Source organism: Streptomyces caniscabiei, from assembly GCF_014930365.1.
In the GTDB taxonomy this organism is placed as follows: Bacteria; Actinomycetota; Actinomycetes; order Streptomycetales; family Streptomycetaceae; genus Streptomyces; species Streptomyces caniscabiei.
Genome location: NZ_JABXWI010000006.1, coordinates 428,624 through 451,945 on the forward strand (window position 1 = coordinate 428,624; position 23,322 = coordinate 451,945).

At 71.4% G+C, this 23,322-nt stretch carries 22 protein-coding genes; 16 read left to right on the plus strand and 6 right to left on the minus strand.

Features of this window, described 5'->3' with window-relative positions; translation table 11 throughout:
- Positions 1 to 57: 57 nt before the first annotated feature.
- From HW837_RS19380 to nudC, 3 genes are all read left to right on the plus strand, one after another.
- Positions 58 to 3,597 carry an ATP-dependent DNA helicase gene (locus HW837_RS19380; RefSeq protein ID WP_193381535.1) on the plus strand — a complete coding sequence of 1,180 codons (3,540 nt, stop codon included), beginning with the start codon at positions 58 to 60 and terminating at the stop codon, positions 3,595 to 3,597.
- 10 nt (positions 3,598 to 3,607) lie between these two features.
- The gene (locus HW837_RS19385; RefSeq protein ID WP_045559072.1) at positions 3,608 to 5,020 is read left to right on the plus strand and encodes a dipeptidase; all 1,413 of its coding nucleotides are present in this window, start codon (positions 3,608 to 3,610) and stop codon (positions 5,018 to 5,020) included.
- A 95-nt stretch (positions 5,021 to 5,115) separates the two neighbouring features.
- Positions 5,116 to 6,063: an NAD(+) diphosphatase gene (nudC, locus tag HW837_RS19390; RefSeq protein WP_177262105.1), complete on the plus strand. Its 948-nt coding sequence runs from the start codon at positions 5,116 to 5,118 to the stop codon at positions 6,061 to 6,063.
- A gap of 13 nt (positions 6,064 to 6,076) precedes the next feature.
- On the opposite strand, the gene HW837_RS19395 is transcribed toward nudC, so the two are convergent.
- Positions 6,077 to 6,319: a mycoredoxin gene (locus HW837_RS19395; protein WP_045559070.1), complete on the minus strand. Its 243-nt coding sequence runs from the start codon at positions 6,317 to 6,319 to the stop codon at positions 6,077 to 6,079.
- A 215-nt stretch (positions 6,320 to 6,534) separates the two neighbouring features.
- On the opposite strand from HW837_RS19395, the gene HW837_RS19400 reads away from it, so the two are divergent.
- From HW837_RS19400 to HW837_RS19420, 5 genes are all read left to right on the plus strand, one after another.
- Entirely contained in the window at positions 6,535 to 8,757 is a 2,223-nt protein-coding gene (locus HW837_RS19400; RefSeq protein WP_193381534.1) for an ATP-dependent DNA helicase UvrD2, read from the plus strand.
- 164 nt (positions 8,758 to 8,921) lie between these two features.
- On the plus strand, positions 8,922 to 9,245 hold the full coding sequence (locus HW837_RS19405) for a hypothetical protein (RefSeq protein ID WP_045559069.1): 324 nt from the start codon (positions 8,922 to 8,924) through the stop codon (positions 9,243 to 9,245).
- A 173-nt stretch (positions 9,246 to 9,418) separates the two neighbouring features.
- A complete protein-coding gene (locus HW837_RS19410) occupies positions 9,419 to 9,787 on the plus strand; it encodes a WhiB family transcriptional regulator (RefSeq protein WP_005480495.1) in 369 nt (122 codons plus the stop codon).
- Positions 9,784 to 10,107, plus strand: a complete 324-nt coding sequence (locus HW837_RS19415) for a hypothetical protein (RefSeq protein WP_045559068.1) — start codon at positions 9,784 to 9,786, stop codon at positions 10,105 to 10,107. Before HW837_RS19410 ends, HW837_RS19415 begins: the two co-directional genes overlap by 4 nt.
- A gap of 144 nt (positions 10,108 to 10,251) precedes the next feature.
- Positions 10,252 to 10,461 (plus strand): hypothetical protein, encoded by a 210-nt coding sequence (locus HW837_RS19420; RefSeq protein ID WP_078853601.1) that lies wholly within the window; start codon positions 10,252 to 10,254, stop codon positions 10,459 to 10,461.
- 22 nt (positions 10,462 to 10,483) lie between these two features.
- Here the strand turns inward: HW837_RS19420 and HW837_RS19425 are convergent, their stop codons facing one another.
- Both HW837_RS19425 and HW837_RS19430 read right to left on the minus strand, forming a co-directional pair.
- Positions 10,484 to 11,839 (minus strand): ABC1 kinase family protein, encoded by a 1,356-nt coding sequence (locus tag HW837_RS19425; protein ID WP_193381533.1) that lies wholly within the window; start codon positions 11,837 to 11,839, stop codon positions 10,484 to 10,486.
- Positions 11,832 to 13,097: a TOMM precursor leader peptide-binding protein gene (locus HW837_RS19430; RefSeq protein WP_193381532.1), complete on the minus strand. Its 1,266-nt coding sequence runs from the start codon at positions 13,095 to 13,097 to the stop codon at positions 11,832 to 11,834. Before HW837_RS19430 ends, HW837_RS19425 begins: the two co-directional genes overlap by 8 nt.
- 217 nt (positions 13,098 to 13,314) lie before the next feature.
- Between HW837_RS19430 and HW837_RS19435 the strand changes: the two genes are divergently transcribed.
- The 4 genes from HW837_RS19435 (at position 13,315) to HW837_RS19450 (ending at position 17,237) form a co-directional block, all read left to right on the plus strand.
- Positions 13,315 to 13,911, plus strand: coding sequence for a M48 metallopeptidase family protein (locus HW837_RS19435; protein WP_078853600.1), 597 nt, complete (start codon positions 13,315 to 13,317; stop codon positions 13,909 to 13,911).
- Between the two features lie 252 nt (positions 13,912 to 14,163).
- Entirely contained in the window at positions 14,164 to 15,771 is a 1,608-nt protein-coding gene (locus HW837_RS19440) for a TerD family protein (protein ID WP_045559064.1), read from the plus strand.
- 8 nt (positions 15,772 to 15,779) lie between these two features.
- Entirely contained in the window at positions 15,780 to 16,457 is a 678-nt protein-coding gene (locus HW837_RS19445; protein WP_045559063.1) for an AIM24 family protein, read from the plus strand.
- Positions 16,458 to 16,484: 27 nt separating this feature from the next.
- Positions 16,485 to 17,237: an AIM24 family protein gene (locus tag HW837_RS19450; RefSeq protein WP_045559062.1), complete on the plus strand. Its 753-nt coding sequence runs from the start codon at positions 16,485 to 16,487 to the stop codon at positions 17,235 to 17,237.
- 170 nt (positions 17,238 to 17,407) lie between these two features.
- Here HW837_RS19450 and HW837_RS19455 read toward each other — a convergent pair whose 3' ends face one another.
- Both HW837_RS19455 and HW837_RS19460 read right to left on the minus strand, forming a co-directional pair.
- Positions 17,408 to 17,923, minus strand: coding sequence for an NUDIX hydrolase (locus tag HW837_RS19455; protein ID WP_193381531.1), 516 nt, complete (start codon positions 17,921 to 17,923; stop codon positions 17,408 to 17,410).
- Positions 17,920 to 19,335 carry a zinc-dependent metalloprotease gene (locus HW837_RS19460; protein ID WP_045559060.1) on the minus strand — a complete coding sequence of 472 codons (1,416 nt, stop codon included), beginning with the start codon at positions 19,333 to 19,335 and terminating at the stop codon, positions 17,920 to 17,922. Before HW837_RS19460 ends, HW837_RS19455 begins: the two co-directional genes overlap by 4 nt.
- A 190-nt stretch (positions 19,336 to 19,525) precedes the next feature.
- Here HW837_RS19460 and HW837_RS19465 point away from each other — a divergent pair, with 190 nt between their 5' ends.
- From HW837_RS19465 to HW837_RS19480, 4 genes are all read left to right on the plus strand, one after another.
- The gene (locus HW837_RS19465) at positions 19,526 to 20,638 is read left to right on the plus strand and encodes an SDR family oxidoreductase (RefSeq protein ID WP_045559059.1); all 1,113 of its coding nucleotides are present in this window, start codon (positions 19,526 to 19,528) and stop codon (positions 20,636 to 20,638) included.
- A 64-nt stretch (positions 20,639 to 20,702) separates the two neighbouring features.
- Positions 20,703 to 21,161, plus strand: a complete 459-nt coding sequence (locus HW837_RS19470; protein ID WP_045559058.1) for a molybdenum cofactor biosynthesis protein MoaE — start codon at positions 20,703 to 20,705, stop codon at positions 21,159 to 21,161.
- Positions 21,162 to 21,303: 142 nt separating this feature from the next.
- Positions 21,304 to 21,468 (plus strand): hypothetical protein, encoded by a 165-nt coding sequence (locus HW837_RS19475; RefSeq protein ID WP_177262103.1) that lies wholly within the window; start codon positions 21,304 to 21,306, stop codon positions 21,466 to 21,468.
- Between the two features lie 71 nt (positions 21,469 to 21,539).
- Positions 21,540 to 22,637 (plus strand): YlbL family protein, encoded by a 1,098-nt coding sequence (locus HW837_RS19480; protein ID WP_045559057.1) that lies wholly within the window; start codon positions 21,540 to 21,542, stop codon positions 22,635 to 22,637.
- Positions 22,638 to 22,731: 94 nt separating this feature from the next.
- On the opposite strand, the gene HW837_RS19485 is transcribed toward HW837_RS19480, so the two are convergent.
- On the minus strand, positions 22,732 to 23,274 hold the full coding sequence (locus HW837_RS19485; RefSeq protein WP_045559056.1) for a PPA1309 family protein: 543 nt from the start codon (positions 23,272 to 23,274) through the stop codon (positions 22,732 to 22,734).
- Positions 23,275 to 23,322 lie beyond the last annotated feature (48 nt).

Here is a 23,322-nt window from a genome sequence, read left to right on the forward strand (position 1 = left end):
GGCGTCCGCCCGGCGGCCCCACGGCCGCTGTCGGTGGCCGGCGTTAGCCTCTCTGGAATGTCCGCCCGTATCAGCGATCCCGAGCAGCTCAAGGAGCTCCTCGGGATCCCGTTCACCCCGGAGCAGACGGCCTGCATCGTCGCGCCGCCGGCTCCGCAGGTGATCGTGGCCGGAGCCGGTTCGGGCAAGACCACCGTGATGGCCGCGCGCGTGGTGTGGCTCGTCGGCACCGGACAGGTCGCCCCCGAACAGGTGCTCGGCCTGACCTTCACCAACAAGGCGGCCGGCGAACTCGCCGAGCGCGTGCGCAAGGCCCTGGTCAGAGCGGGCATAACCGACCCGGACGTGATCGACCCGGACAACCCGCCGGGCGAACCGGTCATCTCCACGTACCACGCCTTCGCGGGCCGCCTGCTGACCGACCACGGCCTGCGCATCGGCCTGGAGCCCACCTCCCGACTCCTCGCCGACGCCACCCGCTACCAGCTCGCCGCACGTGTCCTGAGGGAGTCCCCGGGCCCGTACCCGGCGCTGACCCGCTCCTTCCCCGACCTGGTCAGCGACCTCCTGACCCTCGATTCCGAACTCGCCGAGCATCTCGTACGACCCGAGGACCTACGCGCGTACGACGCCGAACTGCTGCGCGAACTGGAGGGCGCCAAGCTCACCAACGCGGATCTGCGCAAGGTCCCCGAGGCCGCCGCCGCCCGACGCGAACTCACCGAACTGGTCGGCCGCTACCGCGCGGCCAAACGCGAACGGGACCTCCTCGACTTCGGCGACCAGATCGCCCTGTCCGCCGGCCTCGCCCGACTCCCCGAGGTGGGGCGCCTCCTGCGGGACGAGTTCCGTGTGGTCCTGCTCGACGAGTACCAGGACACCTCGGTCGCGCAACGCGTCCTGCTGGCAGGCCTGTTCGGCGGCGGCACCGGCCATCCCGTGACCGCCGTGGGCGACCCCTGCCAGGCCATCTACGGCTGGCGCGGCGCCTCCGTCGCCAACCTCGACGACTTCCCCGAGCACTTCGCCCACCCCGACGGCCGCCCCGCGACCCGCCAGGCGCTCAGCGAGAACCGCCGCAGCGGCGGCCGCCTCCTCGACCTCGCCAACGGTCTCGCGGAGCCCCTGCGGGCCATGCACGCGGGCGTGGAGGCCCTCCGGCCCGCCCCCGGCGCCGAACGCGACGGCGTGGTCCGCTGCGCCCTGCTGAACACGCACGCCGAGGAGCTGGACTGGCTCGCCGACTCCATCGCCCACCTGGTGCGCACCGGCAAGGAACCCGGCGAGATCGCGGTCCTGTGCCGCACCGCCGGCGACTTCGCCGAGATCCAGAGCGCCCTCGTCGCCCGGGACGTCCCGGTCGAGGTGGTCGGCCTCTCCGGGCTGCTGCACCTGCCCGAGGTGGCCGACCTCGTCGCCGTCTGCGAGGTCCTCCAGGACCCCGGTGCCAACGCCTCCCTCGTCCGCCTCCTCACCGGCCCGCGCTGGCGGATCGGACCCCGCGACCTCGCCCTCCTCGGGCGGCGCGCCAGGCTGCTGGTGTCGCACGCCCGCGTGGACGGCGACGCGGACCCGGACCGCCGGCTCGCCGCGGCCGTCGAGGGCGTCGACCCGTCCGAGGTGATCTCGCTGGCGGACGCGCTGGACACCTTCCTGGAACTCCCCCTCGAAGCCGAGGCGGAGGACGACGGGCTGCCGTTCTCGCCGGACGCGCGCGTCCGGTTCGCCCGGCTCGCCGCCGAGCTGCGCGACCTGCGCCGCTCGCTCGCCGATCCGCTGATGGACGTCCTCCACCGGGTGCTCGCCGTCACCGGCCTGGAGGTGGAACTCTCCGCGTCCCCCCACGCGCTCGCCGCCCGCCGCCGCGAGACCCTGTCCAACTTCCTGGACATCGCCGCCTCCTTCGCCGCCAACAGCGCCGGAGAGGCCACCCTGCTCGCCTTCCTCGGCTTCCTGCGTACGGCCGCCCGGTACGAGAAGGGCCTCGACAACGCCCTGCCGGGCGGGGAGAACACCGTCAAGGTCCTCACCGCCCACAAGTCCAAGGGCCTGGAGTGGGACGTCGTCGCCGTCCCCGGCCTGGTCACCGGCACCTTCCCCAGCACCCAGGGCCGGGAGAAGTGGACCGCCCAGGGAAAGGTCCTGCCGCACGAGCTGCGCGGCGACGCCGACACCCTCCCCGACGTCGAGACCTGGGACTCGCGCGGCCTGAAGGCCTTCCAGGAGGCCATGAAGGACCACCAGCACACCGAGGAACTCCGCCTCGGCTACGTCACGTTCACCCGCCCCCGCTCCCTCCTCCTCGGCTCCGGCCACTGGTGGGGCCCGTCCCAGAAGCGCCCGCGCGGGCCGTCCGACTTCCTCAAGGCCCTGTACGACCACTGTGTCGCCGGTCACGGCGAGATCGAGGCCTGGGCCGACGAGCCGGAGGAGGACGCCGAGAACCCCGCCCTCCACGAGACGGCGGCCGACCACGCCTGGCCGCTCCCGCTCGACGACATGGCCCTGATGCGCCGCCGCGCGGCGGCCCGGACCGTACTGGCCCACCTGGACGCGGCAGCCTCCCCCGACTCCAGGGATCCGGGTCCCGCCGACGAGGACTTCCCGGACGACCCCTTCGTCGACGAGGACCCCTTCGTCGACGAGGACCCCTCCGTCCACGAGGACACCGACGACTGGGACTCCTGGTCGTCGGGCCGCCCCGCGCGGAGCCCCCACGCGCGTATGGACCACCCCGCACCGGGCGAGCGCCCACCGTCCGTGCCGCACGCCCGCAGACACCCCACCACCTCCGGACTCACCCCCGAAGAGGCCCGCACCGTCGCCTCGTGGGACCGCGACCTGGACGCCCTCGCCGGAGAGCTCATGCGGGCCCGCGCGAAGGTCACCGACGTCCCCCTGCCGGCGTCGCTGACCACCTCGCAGCTGATGCGGCTGGCCGCCGACCCGGACGGCTTCGCGCAGGAGCTCGCCCGCCCCATGCCGCGCCCCCCGCAGCCCGCGGCCCGTCGCGGCACCCGATTCCACGCCTGGCTCGAGGCCCGCTTCGAGGAGCTGCGGCTGCCCATGCTGGAACCCGACGAACTGCCCGGCGGCGAGGCCGAGATCGCCGACGAACTGGACCTGGAGGCCCTCAAGGAGGCATTCGAACGCACGCCGTACGCACACCGCACCCCGCTCCGGGTCGAGGCACCCTTCCAGATCGGCATCGCCGGCCGTGTCGTACGCGGCCGTATCGACGCCGTCTACCGGGCCGACAGCGAGGACGGGACGACGACGTACGAGATCGTCGACTGGAAGACCAGCCGCACCCGCGCCGCGGACCCGCTCCAGCTCGCCGTCTACCGGCTCGCCTGGGCCGAGCAGCAGGGCGTGCCCCTGGAGTCCGTCGACGCGGCCTTCCTGTACGTCCGCACAGGTGCCGTCGTGCGGCCCGCGAACCTTCCCGACCGGGAGGCGCTGGAGCGACTGCTCCTGGAGGAACCCGGTGCCGAAGAGGTGCCGGGTTCGACCGCGGAGGGACCGGAGCCGTCGGCGGACGGCCGGGAGACGCTCACGGACGAACCGCCGGACGAGCATGCAGGCGCGGGCCGATAGGCTCGTGAGCATGAGCCAGTCCGTTGACAGCGACGTCAGCGTCGTCCGTACGTACATCGAGAACCACCGTGCCGCCTTCCTCGACGACCTCGTGGAATGGCTGCGCATCCCGTCGGTCTCGGCCCAGCCCGAGCATGCGACGGACGTACGCCGCAGCGCCGACTGGTTGGCCGTCAAGCTCCGGGAGACCGGCTTCCCGACCGCCGAGGTGTGGGAGACGCCGGGAGCCCCCGCCGTCTTCGCGGAATGGCCTTCCACGGACGCCGGCGCCCCCACGGTCCTGGTCTACGGACACCACGACGTGCAGCCCGCGGCCCGCGAGGACGGCTGGGCCACCGAACCCTTCGACCCGGTGATCCGCGGCAACCGGCTCCACGCGCGCGGGGCGGCCGACGACAAGGGACAGGTGTTCTTCCACACACTCGGTGTCCGCGCCCACCTCGCCGCCACCGGCCGCACCGCTCCCGCCGTCCACCTGAAGATGCTGATCGAGGGCGAGGAGGAGTCCGGCTCCCCGCACTTCCGCGCCCTCGTCGAAGCGCAGGCCGAACGCCTCGCCGCCGACGCGGTGGTCGTCTCCGACACCGGGATGTGGGCCGAGGACACCCCCACCGTCTGCACCGGCATGCGCGGCCTCGCCGAGTGCGAGATCCGGCTCCACGGCCCCGACCAGGACATCCACTCCGGATCCTTCGGCGGCGCCGTACCGAATCCGGCCACCGAGATCGCCCGCCTCGTCGCCGCCCTGCACGACGAGCACGCGCGCGTGGCGATCCCCGGCTTCTACGACGGCGTCGTCGAACTGACCGACCGCGAGCGCGAACTCTTCGCCGAACTCCCCTTCGACGAGGAGCGATGGCTGCGCACAGCGAGGTCGACCGCGGCGCACGGCGAAGCAGGTCACACCACCCTGGAACGCATCTGGGCCCGCCCGACCGCCGAGGTCAACGGCATCGGCGGCGGCTACCAGGGCGCCGGAAGCAAGACGATCATCCCGTCCTCGGCCATGGTGAAGCTGTCCTTCCGCCTGGTCGCGGGCCAGCACCCGGACCACATCGAGAAGGTGGTCACCGCCTGGGCCGCCGAGCGGATCCCCGCCGGGATCCGTCACGAGATCACGTTCAGCGGCTCCACCCGCCCCTGCCTGACGCCCCTGGACCACCCGGCCCTGCGGTCGGTCGTCCGGGCCATGGGCCGCGCCTTCCAGCAGCCGGTCCGCCACACGCGCGAGGGCGGCTCCGGCCCCGCCGCCGACCTCCAGGAAGTCCTCGACGCCCCCGTGCTCTTCCTGGGTATCTCCGTCCCCTCCGACGGTTGGCACGCCCCCGACGAGAAGGTCGAACTCGATCTGCTGTTCAAGGGTGTCGAGACCAGCGCCTACCTCTGGACGGAACTGGCCGAAAGCACCCACGAGGCACACTGAAGAAGGCCCCGCCCACCCCAGCGCGTCCGCCCGCCGCACGCCCCGCCGAACCGCCCGCCCCATCAACCGTTTCACCGGGGGAGTTGGAAGCACTCGTGACCACCTGGACCGACCACACCGCCGACCGACCCATCGCGCTCACCGCCCCCAGCGGCATCGACCGGGCCGCCCACCACCGGCTCGACGAGGCCTGGCTCGCGGCGGCCTGGAGCCACCCCACCACCCGCTGCTTCGTGGTCTCCGGCGGTCAGGTCCTCATCGACGAGACCCCGGACGGCACCACCGAACTCGTCATGACCCCCTCCTTCGAGGCCCCGCTCACCGAGGCGCACCGCTACTTCCTGGGCACCGACGCCGACGGTGTGAGCTATTTCGCACTCCAGAAGGACGCGCTGCCCGGCCGCATGGACCAGTCGGCCCGCCCGGCCGGACTGCGGGAGGCGGGCATGCTGCTGTCGCCGCGTGACACGGGCCTCATGGTGCACGCGGTCGGCCTGGAGAACTGGCAGCGCACCCACCGCTTCTGCTCCCGTTGCGGCGAACGCACCGTCATCGCGGCGGCCGGCCACATCCGGCGCTGCCCGGCCTGCGGTGCGGAGCACTACCCGCGCACCGACCCGGCGGTGATCATGGCGGTCACGGACGACGAGGACCGCATCCTGCTCGGCCGCCAGGTCCACTGGCCCGAGGGCCGCTTCTCCACCCTCGCGGGCTTCGTGGAGCCCGGCGAATCCATCGAGCAGTCCGTGAGGCGAGAGGTCCAGGAAGAGGTCGGCATCACCGTCGGCCAGGTCGAGTACATCGCCAGCCAGCCCTGGCCCTTCCCCTCCAGCCTGATGCTGGGGTTCATGGCCCGGGCCACCTCCACCACCGTGGACGTCGACGGCGACGAGATCCACGAGGCCCGCTGGTTCTCCCGCGAAGAGCTGCGGACCGCGTTCGAGACCGGGGAGGTCCTGCCTCCCTACGGCATCTCGATCGCGGCCCGACTGATCGAACTCTGGTACGGAAAGCCTCTGCCGACACGAGGTCACACCGGCTAGGGCCCGTCCGCGGTTACGCGCCGATCTTCTGCTTGACCTGCGCCAGCGAAGGGTTGGTGAGCGTCGAACCGTCCGGGAAGAGGACGGTGGGGACCGTCTGGTTCCCGCCGTTCGCCTTCTCCACGAAGGCGGCGGACTCCGGGTCCTGCTCGATGTTGATCTCGTTGTACGTGATGCCCTCGCGGTCCATCTGGCTCTTCAGCCGACGGCAGTAGCCGCACCACGTGGTGCTGTACATCGTCACAGTGCCCGGCATGTCCCTGGCGCTCCTTCACGGTCTGAGGGGTGCGTGCTCGCAGTGAGGGAACGTACGCGACGGGCCCGCCATTCCCCCGGACGGGTGGCATCCACCACCGCTGCCCGCCTCGGGGACACCGGAGAACAGAGGCGCCTGCCGCATTAGTACGACTACAGGGCCCTGCCTGTGGACAACCTGCTCAGCCGTCTCCGGCGACCTGGCAGCATGGCCGTGTGACAGCAGCAACGCATTCCACCCTCTTCCCGCGGGTCCCCGACTCGGCCGACGCGGTGCTCGAAGGGCTCGACCCCGAGCAGCGCGCGGTGGCCACCGCCCTGCACGGGCCGGTGTGCGTGCTGGCCGGCGCCGGTACGGGCAAGACCCGTGCGATCACCCACCGCATCGCCTACGGAGTGCGGGCCGGCATGCTCCAGCCCGCCAGTGTGCTGGCCGTCACCTTCACCAACCGCGCCGCCGGAGAGATGCGCGGCCGTCTGCGCCAGCTCGGCGCCGCCGGAGTCCAGGCCCGGACCTTCCACTCGGCCGCGCTGCGCCAACTCCAGTACTTCTGGCCGAAAGCCGTCGGCGGCGGCATGCCGCGCATCATCGACCGCAAGATCCAGCTCGTCGCGGACGCCGCCGCCGCCTGCCGCATCCGTCTCGATCGCAACGAACTGCGCGACGCCGCCGCCGAGATCGAGTGGTCCAAGGTCACCCGCACCGTCCCCGCCGACTACGCCGCCGCGACCGCCAAGCACGGCCGCGAGGCCCCCCGCGACCCCGCCGAGATCGCCCAGATCTACGCCACCTACGAGGACCTCAAGCGCGAGCGGGCCGTCATCGACTTCGAGGACGTCCTCCTGCTCACGGTCGGCGTCCTCCAGGACCGCCACGACATCGCCGAGCAGGTCCGCTCCCAGTACCAGCACTTCGTGGTCGACGAGTACCAGGACGTCAGCCCGCTCCAGCAGCGCCTGCTGGAGCTGTGGCTCGGGGACCGGGACGACCTGTGCGTCGTGGGCGACGCCAGCCAGACGATCTATTCGTTCACCGGCGCAACTCCCGACCATCTGCTCGACTTCCGCCACCGCCACCCCGGGGCCACCGTCGTCAAGCTCGTACGCGACTACCGCTCCACCCCGCAGGTAGTCCATCTCGCCAACGGCCTGCTCTCCCAGGCCCGCGGCCGCGCCGCCGACCACCGCCTCGAACTGATCTCCCAGCGCCCCCCGGGCCCCGAACCCCGGTACACCGAGTACGCGGACGAGCCCGCCGAGGCCGAGGGTGCCGCCCGCCGCATCCGTGACCTCATCGCCTCCGGAGTGCCCGCGAGCGAGATCGCCGTCCTGTTCCGCACGAACTCCCAGTCCGAGACCTATGAACAGGCTCTGGCGGACGTCGGAGTGCCCTATCAGCTGCGCGGCGCGGAGCGGTTCTTCGACCGCCCCGAGGTGCGCAAGGCGGGTGCCGCGCTGCGGGCGGCCGCGCGGTTCGGGGCAAACGACACCCTCCTCGAGGACGCCGTCGACCTCCCCTCACAGGTACGGGCCGTGCTGTCCGGCGAGGGCTGGACCGGCGAACCACCGGCGGGCTCCGGAGCGGTCAGGGAACGCTGGGAGTCACTGGCCGCCCTGGTGAACCTGGCCCACGACTTCACCGCTGCCAAGCCCGACGCCACGCTCGGCGACCTGGTCGCGGAACTCGACGAACGAGCGGGCGCCCAGCACGCCCCGACCGTCCAGGGCGTCACCCTCGCCTCCCTGCACTCCGCGAAGGGCCTGGAGTGGGACGTCGTCTTCCTCGTCGGGGTCGCCGAGGGCATGATGCCGATCACCTACGCGAGAACGGACGAACAGATCGAGGAGGAGCGACGACTCCTCTACGTGGGCGTCACCCGAGCGCGCGAACAGCTCTCCGTCTCCTGGGCCCTGTCCCGGTCGCCCGGCAGCCGCCCCAACCGCCGCCCCAGCCGCTTCCTCAACGGCCTGCGGCCCGGATCCACCGCCACCGCGGGTCGGACCGCCACAGCCGGCTCCGGAGGCGTCGAAGTGGGCTCCCCGGGTCGCCGGACCGGGGACCTCGTGAGCGGCGGCACCGAAGGGGCGCCGCGTCGCACCAGCCGGACCCCGGCGCGCTGTCGCGTCTGCGGGCGCACCCTGCGGGACGCCGGCGAGATGAAGCTGATGCGCTGCGAGGACTGCCCCTCCGACATGGACGAGGGCCTCTACGAGCGGCTGCGGGAGTGGCGCGCGGTCCAGGCGCAGCGCAGCGGCCAACCAGACTTCTGTGTCTTCACGGACCGGACCCTGATGGCGATCGCGGAAGCGGGGCCGAGCACTCCGGTTGAACTGGGCCGCATCCCCGGCGTCCGCGCCCGCAAGCTACAGCGGTACGGCGCCGATGTTCTCGACATCTGCGCAGGTCGGGAGCCTGAGTACGAGGACGGGAACGACTGATGCGAACTCGTCGAAAAAATAGTTTGCGCATGCCCCAGCAATCCCCATAGGTTCTTAGGCACGAGAGCAGCGGCCTTCTCGAAGGCCCTGGTTTCGTGATGTACTTCATATCCGTCGGAACGGTTCGCGCCGGTCCCCGTAGACGCCGAGAGGAGGCGAGTCCAGTGATCAGCATCAACACCAGCTACATCAGCACGGTCAAAATGACCGATCGCTCGGCCGTCTCCCTGTGCATGCTCGGCGTCTCGAACCTGGGCACCGGTCTGTCCGCCATCAGTGGCGGCCGTCCGGCGTCCTCCGTGTCTCTGGCGGGTCTCCCCGTCCGTGAGCGCAATGAGCGACCGACCAAGGCACTGGAAGCAGCAGTAGAGGCACAGGCCCAGGCCTATGCCTTCGCGGCGGCCGGTGCCGGATTCCGGAAGCAGACGACGCAGCACCACCTGATGTGGGCCTTCCGTGGGCCTGAACCCTGGAGTGATCCAGCCTGATCGACGATCAGGTCGGCGCCTTCAGGGCCGCGGAACCCCATCCGGGATCCGCGGCCCTTCTGTTTGTCCCCGACCGGGGACTACAGAGCGAAGGGGCCTCGGGACAAGAAAAGAACCCGGTACCAGCCGCCACCGGCCAACAGGCCGGAACGACCAGACGAGGAAGACGAACCGTGCAACTCGAAGCGCACGCCCCGTCCGTACCGCCTTCCGAAACGATCCCCCCGCCCGGCCTCACGGAGGACTCCACCTTGACCCCGCTCACCGCGCTCACCGCGCTCGACGACGCCATCGAGAACCTCGGCGTACCCGTCCCCTGCCGCTCCTACGACCCGGAGGTCTTCTTCGCCGAGTCGCCGGCCGATGTCGAGTACGCCAAGTCCCTCTGCCGCACCTGCCCGCTGATGGAGGCCTGCCTCGCCGGCGCCAAGGAGCGGCGTGAGCCGTGGGGTGTCTGGGGTGGCGAGCTCTTCGTCCAGGGTGTCGTCGTGGCCCGCAAGCGGCCCCGTGGTCGCCCGCGCAAGAACCCGGTCACGGCATGAACATCACCGGAACGATCGACCGCCCCCTCACGCACGACCCCAAGAAGCAGGCCCCGATGAAGCCGTCCACGAGCGAGCCCGCCGGCTCCGCGACACCTGATTTCACCACCACCGGCGCGAACGCCTCGCGTCAGAACAGGACCCGAGAGATGCATCTCATGCCAGAAGCCCTGGCTCGTGCGCATATGCACGAGCGCCTGCACCAGGCTGAGCAGGAACGCCGGGCCATGCGCCTGGCGGTCGCTCAGCGGATGCAGCGCAGGGCCGAGCGCGCCTCGCTGCGCGCCCGCCGTGCGCTCGCCATGGCGGTCATGCAGTAGCCGCCACGCGGCGACCCGCATGACCTCGCCTGGAAAGGCACGTCACCACCAGCAGTAGCTCCCCGCGGGGGCCGGTCCGAAGGGACCGGCCCCCGCGGTGCGTTGTGCCCACGCATCCGCCGAGGGCGGCGATATCGTCGCCGAGTGACGAGTCTTTCCGGGGACAGTGACCAGGGCGGCCCCGCCGCGGAACCCCAGACCCTCGTGTGCGCCCGCTGCGGCACCACCGCCGAGGCCCCTCGACCTCTGTGGATCTGTTCCGTGGAGAACGGCGCACGGCGCTACTTCTGCGAGACCTGCGCCAGGGAGAACCTGCGCGCGATCGAAGGCAGGCTGGACTCGGCCTGGTGGTGAACCCGCCCCCCGCCCGGACCGGCTACGCCTCCGCGACCGACTCGCCCTCCACCTCTTCAGTCAGGAAACCCGGCAGCCACTCCTCCAGCTCGTCGCGCATACGGACCGTCGCGCCGAGCTGGCACAGGACGCCGATGGTGCTCAGGGTCACCCGGTGGATGAGGAGATAGGAGGGCGGCAGGTTCAGCTGCTTGCCCAACTGGTGGGCGGGGGAGCGCGGATCGGCGATCCGCGCGGCCTGGCTGCGCATCCAACCGCGGGCGAAGGTGAACTCGTCCGCCCGGACCGGCTCGATGATGGGGTGCAGATAGTCGAGGACGGCGTCCGGATCCAGGTCTATCGACTCCTTCACGAAACCCTCGGTGCGCAGCATCTCGTAGACGGCCTCGGCCTCGCCCTCGATGGTCAGCCGGAGGGCATCGCCGATCGGGGTCGGCAGGCCGCCCGGCAGTCGGTCCACTGTGCCGAAGTCGAGGACGCCCAGGCGCCAGCCGCTCTTCTCGTCCGGCAGGAGGCGGAAGTTCCCCGGATGCGGGTCGGCGTGCAGGAGGCCGGTGCGGGCCGGACCGGAGAAGAGGAAACGGGTCAGCAGCTGGCCCGCGCGGTCGCGCTGTTCCTGAGAGCCGTCGGTGATCACCTCGGAGAGAGGGATTCCCTCCATCCACTCGGTCACCAGCACCTGCTCGCACTGATGCACCACGGCCGGGACCATCACGTCCGGATCGTCCGCGAACTCCTCCGCGTGTGCCTGCTGGGCCTGGGCCTCCAGGCCGTAGTCGAGCTCCTCCGAGACACGGTCCCGCAGCTCGGAGATGAGCGGCTTGATGTCCATCCCGGGGATCAGCGGGCCCAGGAGGCGGGCGAACCGGCTGAGTTGACCGAGGTCGGAGAGGAGGGCCTCGCCTGCGCCCGGGTACTGCACCTTGACGGCGACCTCTCGGCCGTCGTGCCACACCGCTCGATGCACCTGGCCGATCGAGGCCGCTGCGGCCGGCTTGTCGTCGAACTCCAGGAACGACTCCTGCCAGTCCGCTCCGATGCGCTCGGCCAGCACGGCGTGCACCGTGCGCGTCGGCATCGGCGGTGCCGCGTCCTGGAGCTTCGTCAGAGCCGCGCGGTAGGGACCGGCGACCTCCTCGGGAAGCGCCGACTCGAAGACGGACAGGGCCTGCCCGAACTTCATCGCGCCGCCCTTCAGCTCGCCGAGGACCTTGAACAACTGCTCCGCCGTGCGCTGCTGGAGTTCTCGGCCCACGAGATCGGCCGACTCGCCGACGATCCGCTTGCCGAGTCCCCAGGTGGCCCGGCCTGCGATGCCGAGCGGAAGCGCGGCGAGCTTGGCGGTCCGGGTGACCGCCTTCCGGGGAAGATCAGACATGCGCCCTCCAAGTCCCAGCAGGCCGTGCCGCGTGTGCCTTGCGGGACAACCTCGTTGACCGCTGATGCCCCGCCATTGTCTCGTGCGCCTCCCCGTCCTTTGCGGTGTGTTCCCCATTACCTTTTCCGGCGGCGCCGCTTTCGGCGGCCGTGCAGGAACAGGCGGGGTGAGGCCACACCGGGCGCGAGTGCCAGTCGAACCCCGGTACCGAGACCTCCCAGCGGACGCCCGTGCTGGACGGGGTCAGGCCGTCGAGGAAGGCGAGCGCGTGCGCCGCGGCCAGGCCGGCGACGGTCGTGGCCAGGGCCAGGTCGCACGCCTCCGGCTGGTGCGGCCGTCCGGACCGCCATTGTGCGACCAGCCGGGGCCACGTCTCGTCGCGGTCGGTACGGCTCTGCTCCAGGCAGCCCGCGCAGCCCGTCTCACCGGGCAGGACCAGAGGGCCCACCACGCCCGTCCCCTCGACCACACCCGCATAGAGATGGGGTGTGCCCGAGGAGATGAGCGGCTCGGCGGTCATGGGCCGGGGAGCGTGGACGTCGACCCCGTCGCGCGGGGCGAGGATCACCAGAGAGAACCCGGCCTCCTCACGGAGACGTTCCACCGTGAGGTCCCCGTTCGGAGCCCCGGGCGGGCGGGAGCCGCGGCGACGCCGGGGCGGGCGATCGGGTGCCGCGTGGCGAGCGGCCCGGCGGGCGGCCGTGTCCCGGCGCTCACCGATCGACTCGGCCGGCAGCCCACCCGGTGCCACGTCACTCGGCTCGACCCGTCCGACATCGCGGACGTCGACCTCACCGACCCCCGCGCCCGACAACAGGGAGGCGAGCACCGACCCCACGCGTCCGGCGCCCCTCACCTGCACTCTCAGCGACCGGCGTCCAGCCAGACGCCTCATGGCGTCGCCCGGCTCGGAGGCGATCAGAGAGAGCGTGGCGGCGTCGGGCCGCAGCCGGTCCAGGACCTCCGGTTTGGCGCGCAGCTCGTCGGCAGCCGGGCCGCCGCCCGTCGCGTCGTCCAGCAGCCCGGACCGGGACAGGCGGTCCACCAGCCCGTCCACATGCCCGTCCGGCAGACCCATGCGGCGCCCCTCGTCACGCAGGAGCGGCAACCCGCGGGTGCCGTCGAGCAGGGCGAGGAAACTGCCTGTCGTCGTGTCCATCGGGCCCAGCACCATGGCGTGCGCCGGTGCCAGGCCGAACTGCACGGTGTTGAGATCCCGCCAGCCGCGCCGGAGCGCGGGCTTCACCATCGGATGCATGTCGGCCCCCCGTAGCCAGAGATCGGTTCCGTCCGTCGACGGGGCGAGTGCCTGGTCCGCCGACGAGTGCCAGCATGCACGGACAGCGACGACGCCTGTCGAGAGTTGTCCACAGGCGACGGCATTCGTCGTACAAATCAGGCGCTTGGAGTGCGGATCGATATCGAACCGTCCCGGAGGCGGGACTTCCCCCGTGTGCAGCGGGTAACGTCGGGGCGTGCCCGCCGACCCACTGCACCGCGCCGCAAAGCCACCGCGCAGCACGACGAGCCAGCCGCCGAGCGGCTCGGGGGCGAGCGCGATCGAGGTCCGCAGGAGCGCGCGACGGCGCAGAACGGTTTCCGCGTACCGAGAGGGCGACCGCACCGTCGTACTCATTCCCGCCCGGATGTCCGAGGCGGAGGAGCAGCGCTGGGTGACCGTCATGCTCGACAAGCTGGCAGCGCAGGAGAGCAAACGCCGGCTCGGCGACACCGAACTGGCGGAGCGGGCGGCCCGGCTCTCGGACCAGTACTTCGGTGGGCGTGCCCGGCCCACCTCCGTGCGCTGGGTCACCAACCAGAACACCCGCTGGGGCTCGTGCACCCCCGCCGAGGGCAGCATCCGCCTTTCGCACCGGCTGCAGGGCATGCCCGAGTACGTCGTCGACTACGTCCTCCTCCATGAACTCGCACACCTGCTCGTACCGGGTCATGGCCCCCGGTTCTGGCAGCTGCTGGACGCGTATCCACGTACCGAGCGTGCTCGCGGCTACCTCGAAGGGGTGGTCGCCGCCGACCGGCTGCCCCACCTGCCCCTCACCCAGGAGGAGTGACACCTCGCGGGACCTTCGCCGAGACGCGTCCCGTGACCTGCGGCCCGAAATTGCCGCCCGGCCGGCGCCCCGGGCGTGAGTGCCGGGAAACGGTCGCTTCACGCGCGCGTGTGCGTTTGTGGGACCGGTGACCGAAGTCGCGCTTTTGTACCGTCTCTGTACCAGCCTCGTACACCTCAGGACTTTGCGGTTAGCCTGGCGCGACGCATTCGCAGGCGCACGCACTTTCGGGATGGGGGACGGTCGTTACGCATGGCCAGGGAATTCCAACGCGGCCACAAGGCCAAGATCAGTGACCTCACCGCGGGGACGGATCTGTACGTAGGCGTACAGATCTCCGGCCCCGGGCTGACCTTCGACATCAGTTGCTTCGGGCTGGACGCCGACGAACGGCTCTCGGACGACCGCTACTTCGTCTTCTTCAACCAGCCGAAGACCCCCGAGGAGTCGATCCAGCTCCTGGGCACCCAGTCGGGCGACACCGAGTCCTTCCGCGTCACCCTCGACAAGATCCCGTCGCAGATCCAGAAGCTGTCCTTCACGGCGACGATCGACGGCAACGGGCAGATGTCGCAGATCGCCCCCGGTTACCTCCGTATCGTCGCGGGCGGCGAGGAAGTGGCCAGGTATCCCTTCGACGGCTCGGAGTTCTCCACCGAGCGCGCCGTGATGCTGGGCGACTTCTACCTGAAGGACGTATGGCGGTTCGCGGCCGTCGGACAGGGTTTCGACGGCGGCCTCGACGCGCTGCTGAAGAACTTCGGCGGCGAGGTCGCCGAGGAGGAGCCCGCCGCCCCTCAGCAGCCGCAGTCCGACGCCACGCCCGGCTTCGCGCCCCCCGCGTTCGGTGCCCCCGCGGCTCCGGCCGCTCCGGCGCCCGCCCAGCCGTTCGCGCCCCCGGCGCCCCCGCCCTCCGTGCACGCCGCTCCGACGATCGTCGCGCCCCTGCACACCCCGCCCGGCGGCACCGTCCCGCCCCCGGCCGCCCCCGCGCCTCAGGGCGGGCCCTTCACTCCGCCGGGCGCTCCGCCGCAGGGGGGCCCTTTCACCCCTCCCGGTGCCCCGCCGCAGGGCGGACCGTTCACGCCTCCGGGAGCGGCTCCGCAAGGAGGGCCGTTCACGCCCCCGGGCGCCCCCGTCGCCTTCCCCGGCCAGGCGCAGCCTTTCGGTGGCGGTACCCAGCTCGCGCCGGTGCCGCCGGAGGCAGGGCTGCGGGTCGTCCTGACGAAGTACTCCGAGGCCCCCGTCGGCGACCGCTGGACCGAGCAGAACCCGCAGCTGGTGCGGGCCACGCTCACCAAGGGCGCCAACATCCTCGCCAAGCAGGGCAGCATGGTCGCCTACCAGGGCGACATCGACTTCGCCCACAAGGGTTCCGGCCTGCTCGGCAAGCTGACGGGCCAACTCACCGGACAGGGCATGGCCCTGATGCGGTGTTCCGGAGACGGTGAGGTCTTCCTCGCCGACGAGGGCAGCCACCTCTTCGTCATCCGCCTGGAGAACGAGCAGCTCTACACCAGCGCACGCGGCGTCCTCGCCTTCGACGAGTCGCTGGACACCGAGATCCGCCGCATCGAGGGCGCGGGCCTGCCCGGTGGCGGCCTGTTCAGTATGCTCTTCTCCGGCACGGGAGCGGTCGTCGTCAAGACGCGCGGAATCCCCGTCGTGCTGCCCGTCGGTCCGGCCACCTACGTCGACGGCAATGCCGTCATCGCCTGGTCCGCCGGCGCACAGGCCGTCACCACGACCTCACTGAGGCTGCGCCGCTCCGGGTACGCCCGGCAGACCCAGGAGGCCGTCAACCTCCAGTTCCGCGGCGCCCCCGGCAACTTCGTCGTCGTCCAGCCCTTCGAGGTGTGAGGCAGAGCATGGACCTCCAGACACTCAACGCGCACCGCTCCGCCTCCACCGGCGTCCGTATGAGCGTGCACAGCTCCAAGACGCTCAAGGTCACGATGGTCACCGGCCAGGACCTCCTGGCCAAGGCCGGCTCGATGATCGCGTACGACGGCTACGTACAGTTCGACGGTCCGCCCGCCACGCTGCGGCGCAGCGCGGAGGAAATGGTCACCGGCGAGGGCGGCAAGCTGATGCTCTGCCGGGGCGACGGGGACCTGTACCTCGCCGACTACGGCGGCGACGTCCTCATCCTCCACCTGAACAACGAGGCGCTCTCGGTCAACGGCCCGACCCTGCTGGCCTGCGACGCCTCCCTCCAGCTCTCCATCGAGCCGGTCAAGGGCCTCGCCAAGCTCTCCGGTTCCGGCCTCACCAACCTCGTGGTCCGGGGCACCGGATGGGTCGCTCTGGTCAGCCGGGGCGTGCCGATCTCCCTCGACTGCGCGGAACGGGAGACGTACGTCGACCCGGACGCGCTCATCGCCTGGACCGACGGCCTCGACATGAAGGCCCGTCGCACGATCAAGGCCAGTGCGCTGATCGGGCGGGGCAGCGGGGAGGCGTTCCAGATCGGGTTCAAGGGACGGGGCTTCGTCGTCGTCCAGCCCAGCGAGGACACCGGCGACCGTTTCAAGATCCGTGGCTGACCGGGGCTGAGAGGAGAACAGCACACCATGCACAGCACACTCTTCGCGCATATCCCGGTGAACCACACCGAGCGCTACACACTGCAGAACCCGCAGCTGCTCAAGACCGACATCACCATCGGCAGCAGCCCGGTCCTGGCCCGCCAGGGCGCCATGGTCGCCTTCGAGGGGCAGGTCGACTTCGACAGCCAGTACCGCAACCGCAGCTGGCGCAACGCCGAGCGGATGACCGGCGAGCGCCTGGAACTCATGCGCTGCAAGGGCAACGGGATCGTGTATCTCGCCAACTTCGCGCAGTACCTGCACATCATGGAGGTCGGTCGCGGCATCACCGTCGACTCGTCCGCCGTCCTCGCCTTCGACGGCTCCCTGAACGTCGGCATCGTCGCCGTGGACAGCGCCGTCGAGGTGGCCTCCGCGGGGGCGTACAACCTGGAGCTGTCCGGCGGCGGCAAGGTCGTCCTGATGACCTCGGGCGAGCCGCTGGCCCTGGAGGTGACGCCCGAGAAGAACGTCTGTGTCGACTCGGACGCCGTCATCGCCTGGTCGACCTCGCTGCGCACCCAGCTCCAGGCGCCGACCTCCACCTCCGCCGTGTGGCGCCGCAGGGGATCCACCGGCGAGGGCTGGGAGATGCACTTCGGCGGCCACGGGCATGTCCTGGTGCAGCCGAGCGAGCTGCTTCCGCCACAGCACCTGCGGACGTCCGGGGTGCTCGGACAGTTCGGCATGGGCGCCGGCGGACTGAGCGGGAACTCCCTCGGGGGCAGCCGCAACTGAGGCGACGGACCGAAGGGCGCGCGGGACCGGCCCATCGGGAAATGGGCTCACGTGTAAGGGGCGTCCGCTTGGCGGACGCCCCTTACGGCGTTCGTCCCCCCGGCGGGGGCATGCCCACGCCCCCGCGGCGCCATGCCCCCAGCCCGCCGAAGCCATGCGAAAGAGCGAGGTCAGAGCCGTGCCCGGGTCGCCTCCAGCAGGCGCACGACCGACTCGTCGGCCACGGTGGGGACCTCGTCGTAGGCGAACCAGCGCAGGTCGAGGGACTCGTCGCTGATCGCTTCCACCGCGTCGGCCGGGGCGAGGGCCGCGTACTGGACGTCCAGGTGCCAGGCGCACGGGGTGTGGTGGCGGTCGAGGCGGACCGGGCCGCCGGGCAGGAGCGTCAGGCCCGCGATGCCGGACTCCTCCGTGGCCTCGCGGAGCGCGGAGTCCTCGAGGGCGGTGTCACCCGGCTCGCAGTGGCCGCCCATCTGGAGCCACATGCGCAGCTTCTTGTGCAGGGTGAGCAGCACCCGGCCGCGCTCGGGGTCGACCACCAGGCCGCTCGCCGTGATGTGTCCGGCGCCGCAAGCCTTCCACATGCCGTCCGGGTGGGCCGCGAGATGGTCGAGGTACACCTGGCGCAGCTCGGCCTGGTCCTCGTAGCTCTTCAGTACGAGGACCGCGTCGTCGTGCAGGCTCACTCGGTGTCGTCGTCCTTCTTCTTGAGGTCCGGCTTCTCGGTGGAACCGCCCGCGGCCTCGCCGAGCATCTTGTCCAGCTCGGAGAAGTCCATCTGCTCCCGGTGGACGAAGCCGTCCGGGTCGTCCAGGTCGGAGGCGGTGGGCAGCATGTCGGGGTGGGCCCACAGGGCGTCGCGGCCGTCGACACCGCGCGCGTCCGTGAGGGACGCCCACAGACGGGAGGCGTCGCGCAGGCGGCGGGGGCGCAGCTCCAGACCGATCAGCGTGGCGAAGGTCTGCTCGGCCGGGCCGCCGGTGGCACGGCGGCGGCGCAGGGTCTCGCGGAGGGCGTCCGCGGACGACAGGCGCGGCTTCGCGGCCGCGTGCACGACCGCGTCCACCCAGCCCTCCACCAGCGCCAGAGCGGTCTCCAGACGGGCCAGGGCGGCCTTCTGCGCCGGGGTGTCCTCCGGCTGGAACATGCCCTGCTGGAGTGCCTGCTGCAGCTCCTCGGGGTTCTGCGGGTCGAACTGGCCGACCACGTCCTCCAGCTTGGCCGTGTCGACCTTGATCCCGCGCGCGTAGCCCTCGACCGCGCCGAACAGGTGCGAGCGCAGCCATGGCACATGCGCGAAGAGGCGCTGGTGGGCGGCCTCGCGCAGGGCCAGGTAGAGCCGCACCTCGTCCTTGCCGACGCCCAGGTCCTTGCCGAACGCCTCCACGTTCAGCGGCAGCAGCGCGGCCTTGCCTGCCGGTCCGAGCGGCAGGCCGACGTCGGTGGATCCGACGACCTCGCCCGCGAGCACGCCCACGGCCTGCCCGATCTGCTGGCCGAACATGGCGCCGCCCATCGACTTCATCATGCCGATCAGCGGGCCGGCCATGGCCTGCATCTCCTCCGGCAGGATGTCGCCCATGGCGCCGCCGACCCGCTCGGCCACCGGGTCGACCAGTTCCTTCCAGGCGGGCAGGGTGGCCTCGACCCACTCCGCGCGGCTCCACGCCACGGCGGAGCCGGCGCCGGACGGCAGGGAGGTCGCGTCGTCCAGCCACAGATCGGCCAGGCGGACGGCCTCCTCGACGGCGGTGCGCTCGGCCGGGCCGACGCTCTCGTCCTTCGCGCCGTCGGCGGTGCCCTGGGCGACGGTCTGGCGGGCGATCTGCTTGGCCATGTCCCAGTTCACCGGGCCGCCCTCGTACGAGAGCATCTGGCCCAGCTGCTGGAAGGCGGCGCCCAGGTCGGTGGGGTTCATGGAACCGAACATCGCGGCGAACGGATTGTCGGCGCCGGGGCCGCCGGCCCCGGGGAACCCGAAACCGAACGGGTTGGCCGGGCCCTGACCACCACCGCTCTGCTGGTCCTTCTTCTTGCCCTCGTCGCCGTCGTCCGGCTCCTCCGGCGGAAGGCCGAATCCGAATGGGGTGTCACTCACGGGATTCCTCGGCTGATAGGGCCATCGGTTTTCTCCGACGGCACGGCTGCCCGAACACCACCCAGCGTAGACACCACGGCGGGTTAAGGCCTCGGTGCTCCGCCGACCGAATGCCTGCGGCAGGATGGATGCCACCTGGTACGTACGCGTCACCCGCGTGCGTACTGAAGACAACCGCTGGAGACGCCCGGTGAGTTCCCCAGATCCGCAGGTTCGCGCAGCGCGAAACCACTCAACCAGTCCCGCCGCGCGCGGGCCCGTCGTCGCGGTCACCGGTGCCGCGTCCGGCGTAGGAGCGCTGCTCACCGAGCGGCTCGCCGAGTCCGACGAGATCCGGCAGGTCATCGCCATCGACGAGCGGCGCGGCGACTGCGTGGCCGCCCAGTGGCACATCCTGGACGTGCGCGACCCGGCGATCGCCGAGAAGCTGCGCGGGGCCGACGTGGTGGTGCACCTCGCCGTCGACCTCGACCTGGGCACCGACTCGGCGGCACGCAGCGCGTACAACGTGCGCGGGACACAGACCGTGCTCACGGCCGCCGCCGCGGCCGGGGTGCACCGGGTCGTGCTGTGCACGTCGGCGATGGTCTACGGGGCGCTGCCCGACAACGAGCTGCCGCTCTCGGAGGACGCGGAGCTGCGGGCGACCGCCGAGGCCACAGGGGTCGGCGACCTGCTGGAGATCGAGCGGCTCGCGCGCCGGGCGCCGCGCGCCCATCCGGGCCTCAATGTCACCGTGGTGCGTCCCGCGACCCTCGTCGGAGGCACGGACACGGCGCTGACCAGGTACTTCGAGTCGCCCCGGCTCCTGGTCGTGGCCGGTTCGCGACCCGCCTGGCAGTTCTGTCACGTCGAGGACCTCTGCGCGGCGCTGGAGTACGCCGTGCTGGAGAAGGTCGACGGGGAGCTGGCCGTCGGGTGCGAGGGGTGGCTGGAGCAGGAGGAGGTCGAGGAGCTCAGCGGGATCCGGCGCATGGAGCTGCCGTCCGCGGTCGCGCTCGGGGCCGCCGCCCGGCTGCACCGGATCGGGCTCACGCCGTCACCGGCGGGGGACCTGGCGTACACGATGTACCCGTGGGTGGTGAGCGGGAGCCGGCTGCACGACGCCGGGTGGCGGCCGCTGTGGACGAACGAGGAAGTGCTCGCGGAGTTGCTGGAGGAGGTCGCCGGGCGGCACACCGTGGCCGGGCGGCGGCTGGGGCGCAAGGACGCGACGGCCGCGGGTGCCGCGGGTGCGACGGTCGCGCTGCTGGGTACGGCGGCGCTGGTGCGGCGGGCGCGGAAGGCGCGGGGCAGGCGCTGAGCGGTGTGCCCTCGGTACGTACGGCGGGGAGACGCCGTCCTGTCGCGTGGGGCACGATGGGGGTATGGCTGTGAATGATGATCACCCTGGTGAGCAGGGGGCCGAGGAGCCCGTCAAGCTGATCGGGATCCGAGAGACGGCGCTCTCCCTGGACGAGGTGTTCCGGGCGGTCGGGGACGAGGCGGCCGGGGGCACGGCGCTGTTCGTGGGAACCGTGCGGAACCACGACGGGGGAGCCGATGTCGACGAGCTCGGCTATTCGTGTCACCCCACGGCCGAGGCCGAGATGCGGCGGATCGCGGAGAAGGTGGTCGCCGAGTACCCGGTGCGGGCGCTCGCGGCGGTGCACCGCGTGGGAGACCTGAAGGTCGGGGACCTGGCCGTGGTCGTCGCGGTGTCCTGCCCGCATCGGGGCGAGGCCTTCGAGGCGTGCCGCAGGCTGATCGACGACCTGAAGCACGAGGTGCCCATCTGGAAGCACCAGAAGTTCTCCGACGGCACCGACGAGTGGGTCGGCGCCTAGCGTCGCCGTCGCCGCGTGACCGGAATACGCCCATGCGCGTTCCGGTTGCGTAACCCGCCCCCCGACGAGAGCGTTGACAGGGCGGACGGATAATCTGCTGATCAGTCAGTTGTGGTTGCTTCATAGGGGTTGGGAGGCCGGCATGGCGGCGCTTGCCTGGTTGCTGATTCCGCTGGTGGCCGCGATCGGTGCCGGACTGTGGGGCGGCTGGGCCGGCCGGAACCGCAGGAGCATCGAGGACGGCACGGAGCTCGCGGGCTACTCGCGCTTCCGTGAGGCCATGGAGCGGTCCCACACCGGCGGCTGACACCCTCCGGCCCCGCCCCGGACGGACGGCCCCGACGGTCCCCTGACAGGCCTGTCCCGTACTGTCGTTCCATGCCACGCCGCACCGCGACGATGCTCGCCTCCACCCTGATGCTGATCGCGCTCCTGTGCGCGGGAGTGATCATTCCCGTGCCGTATTCGGAGATGTCCCCGGGGCCGACGGTGAACACGCTCGGGGAGCACGACGGCGAGCCGGTGCTGCAGATCTCGGGACGCAAGACGTACGCGACGACCGGCCACCTGAACATGACGACGGTCCGGGTGACCAGCGCCGACTACCGGATGAACCTCGTCGAGGCCGTGTACGGCTGGCTGGCGCACGACAACAAGATCGTGCCGCACGACACGCTCTATCCCGACGGCAAGACCGAGGAGCAGTCGACGCAGGAGAACGCCGAGGAGTTCAGCCAGTCCCAGGAGAGCGCCAAGGTCGCCGCCCTGAAGGAGCTGGACATCCCGGTGAAGTCGTGGGTGATCGTCTCCACCGTCCTTAAGGACTCGCCGGCCGAGGGCGAGCTGCACGCCGGTGACGTGATCAAGTCCGTCGACGGTACGGCGGTCAAGGCGCCCGAGGACGTCGCGAAGCTGGTAACCGAGCACAAGCCCGGCGAGGACGTCGACTTCGTCATCGTGCCCGCCAAGGCGCAGGCCGCCGCCGAGAAGGCGAACAGGACGGCGACCGAGACGGAGACGGTCACGATCACCACAGGCAAGTCCGACGACACGGGCGAGGAGCGCGCGATCGTCGGGATCTCCGCCGGGACCGACCACACCTTCCCGTTCACCATCGACATCAAGCTCGCCGACGTCGGCGGCCCGAGCGCCGGACTGATGTTCGCCCTCGGTATCTACGACAAGCTGACGCCCGGCAACCTGACGGGTGGCACGTTCGTGGCCGGCACCGGCACGATCGACGACGCGGGCAAGGTCGGCCCCATCGGCGGCATCGAGATGAAGACGGTCGGCGCGCGGGACAAGGGCGCCGAGTACTTCCTGACGCCCAAGGACAACTGCGCCACGGCCGCCAAGGACGTCCCCGACGGACTCACCCTCGTCAAGGTCGACACCATCGAGGACGCGCTCGGGGCCCTGAAGGACATCCGCTCCGGCGACACGGCCGACCTGCCGAAGTGCACCACCAAGGGCTGACAGGAGCAGAGGACGGCGCACGCGCGCGTGGGGGCGCCCTCGCGGCCGGAGGGCGCCCCCATGGTCGTAGATCGGATCGTCGGGGATCCGTAGATCAGTCCACGAAGGTCGCGGACAGGGCCTCCGCCAGGCCCGGGACCAGCTCGGGGCCGGTCAGGACCTCCGTCGGGCTGTCCTTCTCGCGCAGGCGCAGGGCCGAGTCGCGGGAGCCGTCGCGCAGGACGGCGACCGTCATCCGGACCTCCTGGCGGTCCGGGTGGGAGGCGACCCACTTGGTCAGGCGGGCCCCGTCGAGGCCCTCCGGGACGGACGCCTCGGCGGACGGCGGCAGCATCAGCCGCTCCACGGTCAGCGCGCAGCCGACCACCGCGTCGGGCCAGGCGATGGTGCCGAGGAACTCGTCCAGCGCCTTGCCCGCGGGAAGCTCGTCCTGCTCGATCGGGGTGAGACCGACGGTCTCGGACTCGTCCTGCAGACCGAGCTGGGCCGCGAGGGCGGGTTCCTGGGACCGCAGACGCGCGGTATCCACCAGGGCGAAGAGGCGAGCGGGCTGGTCCCAGCCGAGGCCGGCTGCGTACTCGTCGATCTCGAGCACGGCCCGGGTGAGGGGGTTCGCTGCCATGGGAGTGTTGGACATGGTCACAATCCTGCCTCGTTCGTTCCCCGAAGCGGGAACCGAGTAAAG

Bases quoted from the DNA above. Each gene is read 5' to 3' on its own strand.
- HW837_RS19450 (WP_045559062.1), top strand. From the start codon at position 16,485: ATGCACAGCACACTCTTCGCGCATATCCCGGTGAACCACACCGAGCGC.
- HW837_RS19425 (WP_193381533.1), bottom strand. From the start codon at position 11,839: ATGTCTGATCTTCCCCGGAAGGCGGTCACCCGGACCGCCAAGCTCGCC.
- HW837_RS19445 (WP_045559063.1), top strand. From the start codon at position 15,780: ATGGACCTCCAGACACTCAACGCGCACCGCTCCGCCTCCACCGGCGTC.
- HW837_RS19440 (WP_045559064.1), top strand. From the start codon at position 14,164: ATGGCCAGGGAATTCCAACGCGGCCACAAGGCCAAGATCAGTGACCTC.
- HW837_RS19475 (WP_177262103.1), top strand. From the start codon at position 21,304: ATGGCGGCGCTTGCCTGGTTGCTGATTCCGCTGGTGGCCGCGATCGGT.
- HW837_RS19480 (WP_045559057.1), top strand. From the start codon at position 21,540: ATGCCACGCCGCACCGCGACGATGCTCGCCTCCACCCTGATGCTGATC.
- HW837_RS19415 (WP_045559068.1), top strand. From the start codon at position 9,784: ATGAACATCACCGGAACGATCGACCGCCCCCTCACGCACGACCCCAAG.
- HW837_RS19385 (WP_045559072.1), top strand. From the start codon at position 3,608: ATGAGCCAGTCCGTTGACAGCGACGTCAGCGTCGTCCGTACGTACATC.
- HW837_RS19395 (WP_045559070.1), bottom strand. From the start codon at position 6,319: ATGCCGGGCACTGTGACGATGTACAGCACCACGTGGTGCGGCTACTGC.
- HW837_RS19430 (WP_193381532.1), bottom strand. From the start codon at position 13,097: ATGCATCCGATGGTGAAGCCCGCGCTCCGGCGCGGCTGGCGGGATCTC.
- HW837_RS19485 (WP_045559056.1), bottom strand. From the start codon at position 23,274: ATGTCCAACACTCCCATGGCAGCGAACCCCCTCACCCGGGCCGTGCTC.
- HW837_RS19470 (WP_045559058.1), top strand. From the start codon at position 20,703: ATGGCTGTGAATGATGATCACCCTGGTGAGCAGGGGGCCGAGGAGCCC.
- HW837_RS19380 (WP_193381535.1), top strand. From the start codon at position 58: ATGTCCGCCCGTATCAGCGATCCCGAGCAGCTCAAGGAGCTCCTCGGG.